Here is a 7866-nt window from a genome sequence, read left to right on the forward strand (position 1 = left end):
CCCCTCGGGATGCCGGTTGCCATACACACCGCCTCTCCACAGGGTTCTGCCTTCCGCCGGTAGAGCCACCCCATGGGTGGCTGCACGCGATGCAGGGGTCACGCACAGCCACCCATGGGGTGGCTCTACCCCCTCGGGATGCCGGTTGCCATACACACCGCCTCTCCACAGGGTTCTGCCTTCCGCCGGTAGAGCCACCCCATGGGTGGCTGCACGCGATGCAGGGGTCACGCACAGCCACCCATGGGGTGGCTCTACCCGGGTGGGAGGCGGGCGTTGGCCTGCTGACGTTCGCCGTCAGCAGTCGTAGCCCCAGTCTTCTACCGTGACACTGCAGCCCAGCAGCGCGGCCAGCGCGTCCTGCTGCGCGAGCAATCCATCCAGCGTCGCCTGCTGGAACGTGGGGCTGCCCAGTGCACTGATCACGCCCTGTTCGGCCGTGGACACGAACAGGGTGACGAAGCCACGGGCCTTGGCCGGTTTCATGATGCCGATGCCAGCGCCCACCAGCGGCAAGGGCAGGATCAGGTTCTGCGCGTTCTGGCTGAACCCCACCAGGCCGGCCTCCGCGGCGGACCAGGCCAGCAGATGCGCGCGCGGCGCGGTCGCGACCTGTGCGGCTACGGCGTCGGGCAGGTGTTCATCGCCGACCAGGCGGCCGGTGTACAGCTGCAGCGGATCCGGCTGCGTGGTGGCAAGTGTGAGGTAATTCATCGTCGGCGATGATACCGATGTTCTCAGTGCGTGCGCCGGCCACCGCCACCTGTGACCTTTGGCCGGTCCCCGCCATCGCCGCAGCGGCTACGCTGGGTGATTCGCCGTTGGAGACTCGCCATGAACGTCCGCAACCTGGTCCCGCTGGGCCTGACCATCGCCATCGCCGCCTCGTTGGCGGCCTGTGGCAAGCATGACACCGCGCCTGCCGCGTCCGCCGATGCGGCCACGCCGGCGTTTGATCAGTCGCAGATCAAGACCGCGCTGATCTCGCTCAACAGCGCCGACCTGGACCCGTCGATCGCCGCGTGCACGGACCTCAACGGCTTCGTCAACAGCAAGTGGCTCACCGCCAACCCGGTGCCCAACGACCAGACCACCTGGGGCAGCTTCGAAATCCTGCGCGAGCGCTCGCTGGAAGTGCAGCATGCATTGGTGCAGCAGGCCGCCGCCAGCAAGCCCAAGGCCGGTTCGGTGGAAGCCAAGATCGGTGACATCTGGCGCACCGGCTCGGACGAGGCCAAGATCGAAGCGGCCGGCATCACCCCGCTGCAGCCGCAGCTGGACAAGATCGCCGCGCTGAACGACACCGCCGCCATCACCCAGTACCTGCGCGACAGCCAGGCGCAGGGCCAGGGCGTGCTGTTCTCGCTGTCGGCCAATGCCGACTACAAGGATTCGGCCAACGTCATCGCTTACGTCGGCCAGGGCGGACTGGGCCTGCCGGAGAAGGGCTACTACATCGATGATGCGCAGGCCAAGATCCGCGACGCATACGTGGCCTATATCGCGCAGGCACTGACCCTGTCCGGCGTGGATGCCGCGCAGGCCAAGACCGAGGCCAAGGCCGTGCTGGACTTTGAAACCCGTCTGGCCAAGGCCTCGCTGTCGCGCATCGAACTGCGCGATCCGGCCAAGCGCTACAACCCGGTCAGCGCCGCCGAAGCCGACAAACTGACCCCGAATTTCAGCTGGACCGCGCTGTTTGACACCCTCAAGGTGCCGGCCGCGCAGAAGTTCTCGCTGGCCCAGCCGGCGTTCTTCACCGAAGTGGACAAGATGCTCGCCGATGTGCCGGCCAGCACCTGGCAGGCCTACCTGCGCTTCCACACCATCGATGATGCATCGCCGTACCTGAGCAGCGCGTTCGAGAAGGCCAACTTCGACTTCTACAGCACCACCCTGCGTGGCCAGAAGGAAATGCAGCCGCGCTGGAAGCGGGTGCTGGAGTCGGTCAATGGCGCGATCGGCGAAGGCCTCGGCCAGCTGTACGTCAACGCGGTGTTCCCGGCCGACTCCAAGGTGCAGATGCAGCACCTGGTGGAAAATCTCTCGGTGGCGCTGAAGGCGCGTCTGGAGAAGCTGGAGTGGATGGGCGAGGACACCCGCAAGAAGGCGCTGGAAAAGTGGGCCAGCTTCACCCCGAAGATCGGCTACCCGGACAAGTGGCGCGACTGGTCGGGCTATGAAACCAACGCCGACAGCTACCTGGGCAACATGCAGGCCGCGCGCGCGTTCAACTACCGCTACATGTTGAACAAGATCGGCAAGCCGGTGGACAAGACCGAGTGGGGCATGACCCCGCAGACCGTCAACGCCTACTACAACGCCACCAAGAACGAGATCGTGTTCCCGGCCGCCATCCTGCAGGCGCCGTTCTTCGACGCCAAGGCGGATCCGGCGTTGAACTACGGCGGCATCGGCGCGGTGATCGGCCATGAAATGATGCACGGCTACGACGACTCGGGCAGCCAGTTCGCGGCCAACGGCAACTTCGACAACTGGTGGACCGACAGCGACCGCAAGGCCTTCACCGGCCGCACCGACCAGCTGGTGGCACAGTTCGACGGCTATGAATCGCTGCCGGGCGTGAACGTGAAGGGCAAGCTGACCCTGGGCGAGAACATCGGCGACCTGGGCGGGCTGACCGTGGCCTACGACGCGCTGCAGATGGCGTTGAAGGAAGACCCGAAGGCCAACGTGGCCGTGGACGGCCACAGCCAGGACCAGCGCTTCTTCATGAACTGGGCCACCGTGTGGCGCCGCAACTTCAACGAAGGCGAGCTGCGCGTGCGCCTGAACACCGACCCGCACGCCCCGGCCAACTTCCGCGCCAACGGCGCACCGTCCAACATGCCGGCCTATGCCAAGGCGTTCGAGTGCAAGGCGGGCGATGCGATGGTGCGTGCCGACGACAAGCGTGTTGCGATCTGGTGATCGCAGCGCGTTGAGTGGAACAAGACACCGCCCAACGTCGTACTGTCAGTTCAACAAGAACGCCGCGATCCCACTCGGGATCGCGGCGTTTTTTGGTTCTAGCGATCTCCGATGTGGACGGGCACACCAGATCTACGGCCTGCCATATCTACAAAGAAGGAGTCGAACCCGCACACTACGCGTGGTTCAAATTCGCCTCGAACACTTCGCCATCCTCGATGTAGAGCTGAACTGCATTGTCCGACGCCAGTCGAATGTCCAACACCCAGACTTGCGGAGCACCGGCCAGCGCCTCGCAGAGCTCGGCCGTGACCATCTCTACCGGTCCACCTGTCATCTTCTCTCGAAGTTCGTTCAGCGCCGTCGCTGACGCCATTCCCGATGGCACATCCATATGCACTACGTGCCAAAGCTCATCGGATCGAAAGTTGCACTTTAGTGCGTCAACTACGGCGTTCCCTGTAATTGGAAATCCCCAAACCATTTCTGTCATGACTTTCAACCTCCGTTAAGCGGTCGTGCTCGTCCACGTGAAGGCGTACCTCCTGTAGCGCTCGGTTCATGGGGATGTTCGTGCGGGTTCGTATGATTACCCGGTCGGCCGTGATCAGTAAAATCAATCGTCTTAACTGGCCTCCCGCTGCCATCAAATTCTCTGGCCTGATCGTACTTTCCGTTTCTGCCGTCGCGCTGGCCAAGTTGCGTGTGAGGCCCGGCCGCGTCCGGGTCTGGCGCAGGCTCGCCGCTGGGCTTTGTAGGCAATGGCCCGTCGGGGAAGCGATTGGGTATCGGGATAGGAAAAATGGAAGGCAAAGAGTTCGTATTCGCTTGCCGTCCATCCGGGTCAGTGAACTTGTACGGATTCCCCTTCGTGTACCGGTACTGAATGAATTGCTCAATTGGCCTCTGGTACGCCGCGACAGGACCTGTCGATAGAAACATGCCCAGTTGCGGATCCATGTAGCGCTGCTGCATGTAACTCAGCCCGGTGGCCGAGTCGCTGACATGCCCCGCGTACCCGGGCCCATCCCTGGTCTTCTCGCCCACGACGACGCCATAAGGCTCGTAGTCGAAGCGCTTAACCACGTTACCGCTTGCGTCCGATTCCGCCACTACCGACCCCAGTGCGTCGGTATGGATCTAGGTGACTGTCTGTGCGCCTGCGTTTGGCAGCACACCAACGCAAATCAACAGCACGAACCAGTACCAAGTGCCTGCCGTACCCAATTTTCGAACAGAACCTTCAATTTCCATGAAACCAATAGGCACGCCGCCTGCAGCTCTTGCGAACCTGCGCATCCTTCCAATCCCTGAAAGAGCATTGAAGTAAGGCGTGGCATTCATGGCACAGGACGGGAGTTCTCGGAATCGGAGTTCGAGGAGGAGGCCAAAGGTGGCAATGGCCGTCGACTTCAGTGCGGAGCGACGTGGCGACCCCCTGTCAAACCACGGCCATTCCGTCGCGTGCGTGCGGCCAGACCGTGTGCGTCAGGCCAGCGCCGGTTCGCGCCGCAGCAGGTCCTGGAAGGCACCCAGCAGGTAGGCGTCGATCATGCCGCCGGACGCGTCGTCCAGGATGCGCATGACCCGGCCGCGCTCCATCGCATCGCGATACGGGCGGTCGCTGGTCATCGCGTCCCAGGCGTCGACGATGGTGAGGATGCGCGCGCCCAGCGGAATGCTCTCGCCGCGCAGGCCGTCGGGGTAGCCGCTGCCGTCGAAGGCTTCGTGGTGCGCGCGGATCAGGCGGGCCACGTCGGCGGCGTCGGCGCGTCCGGTGGCCAGGAAAATGCGTTCGCCGTGTTCGGGGTGCTGGCGCATGATGGCCTGCTCGGCATCATCGTGCCGCCCGGGATTGAGCAGCACGTCGTCGGGAATGCCGATCTTGCCGATGTCGTGGAAGCAGGCGGCCAGTTCGATCTGGTCGCACTGATCGGGGGCCAGGCTGCAATGCCGGGCCAGCGAGCGGGCCAGCAGGCCGACGCGGTCGCAGTGATGGCGGGTGTAGGCATCGCGCAGCTGCAGGGACATCGACAACGCATCGATGGAGCAGCCCAATGCGGCGGGGGAGGCGTAGGGGGAGTGATCGGTCACGGGAAATACTGGCCACGCTCCCGGTCGCCGAAGCGACCGGGAACGGCGGAATCAATGCCTCTGCAGCTGGATGCCGTGCTTCTTGGCGTACGCATCCTGCGCCGCGTCCAGGGCCTGCATTTCCGTATCGATACGGTTGCCGACGGTCTGCAGCTTCTCGGCCAGCGGCATGACCTGCTCCTTGGTCTTGTCGGCCGGCAGCGCGGCCATTTCCACCAGGATGCCGAACATCTCTTCGGCGCTCTGCACGTAGGCGCGCAGCTTCTGGTGCACGTCCTTGGCATCCTCGTCCGGCGGCATCTGGTCGATGCGGGTCAGGTACTGCTGCATCTCGGTGCGGGCGCGTTCCAGGCCGGGCTTGAGCGTGTCCAGGCCCTCGCCGGTGGCCAGCGCCTTCTGCAGCGGCTCGCTCTTGTTGCCGACGGTCCACTCCTGCACGGTGCTGGCAGCGCCGTTCCAGAAGGCGACGTTCTCGGTGAGGTATTCGCTGGCGCTCATGCCACTGCCACTGCCACCGCAGGCACTCAACAGGCCGAGGCTGGCAGCCAGCAGCAGGGTACGGAATCGTTTCAAAGCAACTCTCCTTGTCGCGGGCAGAGAACAGGCGAAAAACCCTCCGGCCCGCAGAAGCGGAGGGTCACAGGGAAAGCGGGGATCAGCGTGGCGACAGGGTCAACAACAGGGCCTTGGCCGCGCTGAAACGGTCTTCGGGCAACGGCAGCGGGTGCTTGATGCGCAGCTTGTCCGGGCCGTCCATGGTGTACAGCTTGGGCTGCTTCTGGATCATCTGGATGACCGCCATCGGGTCGATGGCCGGTTTGGCCTCGAACACGATGCGCCCGCCATTCTCGCCCAGCTCCAGCTTGCGCACGCCCAGCACGTTGGCCTGCAGCTTGAGTTCGGCGATGGCGAACAGGTGCTTGGCCGGGTCGGGCAGCAGGCCGAAGCGGTCGATCATCTCCACCTGCAGCTCGCGCAGTTCATCGGTGTCGCGCGCGCTGCTGATGCGCTTGTACAGGGTCAGGCGGGTGTGGACGTCGGGCAGGTAGTCGTCGGGAATGAGCGCGGGCACATGCAGTTCAACCTCGGCCCCGCGCACTTCTTCGCCGGCATCCAGGTCGGGCAGCTTGCCCAGGCGGATGCTGCGCACCGCGCGTTCCAGCAGTTCGGTGTACAGGCTGAAGCCCACCTCGGCCATCTGGCCGCTCTGGTCTTCGCCGAGCAGTTCGCCGGCACCGCGGATTTCCAGGTCGTGGGTGGCCAGGGTGAAACCGGCGCCCAGTTCGTCCATCGACGCGATCGCATCCAGGCGCTTCTGCGCGTCGGGGGTCATCGCGCGCTTGTCCGGCACCACCAGGTAGGCGTAGGCGCGGTGGTGCGAGCGCCCCACGCGGCCACGCAGCTGGTGCAGCTGGGCCAGGCCGAAGCGGTCGGCGCGGTTGATGATGATGGTGTTGGCGTTGGGGATGTCGATGCCCGATTCGATGATCGTGGTCGACAGCAACACGTTGTAGCGCTGCTTCTGGAAGTCCAGCATCACCCGTTCCAGCTCGCGCTCGGGCATCTGCCCGTGCGCGATGCCGATGCGGGCCTCGGGCACCAGTTCGGCCAGGTCGCGCTGCATGCGGCCGATGCTTTCCACGTCGTTGTGCAGGAAGTACAGCTGGCCACCACGGGCCAGTTCGCGCTGGAACGCTTCGCGCAGCAGCGCGTTGTCCCAGGCGGTGATGAAGGTCTGCACCGCCAGCCGGTTCGGCGGCGGGGTGGCGATGATCGACAGGTCGCGCAGCCCGGCCATGGCCATGTTCAAGGTGCGCGGGATCGGGGTGGCGGTGAGGGTGAGCAGGTGCACGTTGGCGCGCATCGCCTTCAGCGCTTCCTTCTGGCGCACGCCGAAACGCTGCTCCTCGTCCACCACCACCAGGCCGAGGTCCTTGAACTTCACGTCCGGCTGCAGCAGGCGGTGGGTGCCGATGATGACGTCGATGGTGCCGGCGGCCACCTTCTCCAGCTCGGCCTTGATTTCCTTGGTGGTCTTGAAGCGCGACAGCACTTCCACGCGCAGCGGCCAGTCGGCGAAACGGTCGCGGAAGTTGCGGTAGTGCTGCTCGGCCAGCAGCGTGGTCGGCACCAGCACGGCCACCTGCTTGCCGGCGCTGGCGGCGGCGAACGCGGCGCGCACGGCGACTTCGGTCTTGCCGAAGCCGACATCGCCGCAGACCACGCGGTCCATCGGCTGGCTGCTGGCCAGGTCGCGCAGGGTGGCGTCGATGGCGGCCAGCTGGTCGGGGGTTTCCTCGAACGGGAAGCCGGCCGCGAACGGCTCGTACATCGAGCGGTCCACGTGCAGCGCCAACCCGGCGCGGGCGCGGCGGCGGGCCTGGATCTCCAGCAATTCGGCGGCCACGTCGCGTACCTTCTCGGCCGCACGGCGCTTGGCCTTGCTCCACTGCTCGCCGCCCAGCGAGTGCAGCGGCGCGGTCTCGGCCGATGCGCCGGAGTAGCGGCTGATCAGGTGCAGCTGCGCCACCGGCACGTACAGGCGGTCGCCCTTGGCGTATTCGATCTCCAGGAACTCGCCCGGCATGCCGCCGGCATCGAGCACGATCAGGCCGCGGTAGCGCCCCACGCCGTGGTCTTCATGGACGATCGGCGCGCCTTCGGTGAGTTCGCCGAGGTCGCGGATGATCGCTTCCGGCTCGCGCCCCACGCGGCGACTGCGGCGGGTGGTGCCGGCACGTTCGGGGAACAGCTGGCGCTCGGTCAGCACCGCGATCTGCGGCGTGTCCAGCGCGAAACCGTCTTCCAGCGGCGCCACCGTGATCGCAAAGCGGCTGTTGG

The 7866-nt window shown here is 65.3% G+C and carries 8 protein-coding genes; 1 reads left to right on the forward strand and 7 read right to left on the reverse strand.

What is annotated here, in order from left to right; all coding sequences use genetic code 11:
* Window positions 1-297: 297 nt before the first annotated feature.
* Window positions 298-714, reverse strand: a complete 417-nt coding sequence (locus DBR34_RS10995) for a hypothetical protein (protein ID WP_128096822.1) — start codon at window positions 712-714, stop codon at window positions 298-300.
* Window positions 715-834: 120 nt separating this feature from the next.
* Between DBR34_RS10995 and DBR34_RS11000 the strand changes: the two genes are divergently transcribed.
* Window positions 835-2931 carry a M13-type metalloendopeptidase gene (locus DBR34_RS11000; RefSeq protein ID WP_128096823.1) on the forward strand — a complete coding sequence of 699 codons (2097 nt, stop codon included), beginning with the start codon at window positions 835-837 and terminating at the stop codon, window positions 2929-2931.
* A 175-nt stretch (window positions 2932-3106) separates the two neighbouring features.
* On the opposite strand, the gene DBR34_RS11005 is transcribed toward DBR34_RS11000, so the two are convergent.
* The 6 genes from DBR34_RS11005 to mfd all read right to left on the reverse strand — a co-directional run.
* Window positions 3107-3424, reverse strand: coding sequence for a hypothetical protein (locus DBR34_RS11005; protein WP_128096824.1), 318 nt, complete (start codon window positions 3422-3424; stop codon window positions 3107-3109).
* A gap of 5 nt (window positions 3425-3429) precedes the next feature.
* The gene (locus DBR34_RS21780) at window positions 3430-4044 is read right to left on the reverse strand and encodes an RHS repeat-associated core domain-containing protein (protein ID WP_308812531.1); all 615 of its coding nucleotides are present in this window, start codon (window positions 4042-4044) and stop codon (window positions 3430-3432) included.
* A gap of 27 nt (window positions 4045-4071) precedes the next feature.
* Window positions 4072-4275 (reverse strand): hypothetical protein, encoded by a 204-nt coding sequence (locus DBR34_RS22695; protein ID WP_258223819.1) that lies wholly within the window; start codon window positions 4273-4275, stop codon window positions 4072-4074.
* A 144-nt stretch (window positions 4276-4419) separates the two neighbouring features.
* Entirely contained in the window at window positions 4420-5025 is a 606-nt protein-coding gene (locus DBR34_RS11015; protein ID WP_258223820.1) for an HD domain-containing phosphohydrolase, read from the reverse strand.
* 51 nt (window positions 5026-5076) lie between these two features.
* On the reverse strand, window positions 5077-5598 hold the full coding sequence (locus DBR34_RS11020; RefSeq protein ID WP_038689572.1) for a hypothetical protein: 522 nt from the start codon (window positions 5596-5598) through the stop codon (window positions 5077-5079).
* 82 nt (window positions 5599-5680) lie between these two features.
* Window positions 5681-7866 (reverse strand): transcription-repair coupling factor (mfd, locus tag DBR34_RS22700; RefSeq protein ID WP_258223821.1); only part of this gene is annotated, 2186 nt, incomplete at its 5' end.

The sequence above is a fragment of the Stenotrophomonas sp. HMWF003 genome (assembly GCF_003061285.1).
Classification (GTDB): Bacteria; Pseudomonadota; Gammaproteobacteria; order Xanthomonadales; family Xanthomonadaceae; genus Stenotrophomonas; species Stenotrophomonas maltophilia_AP.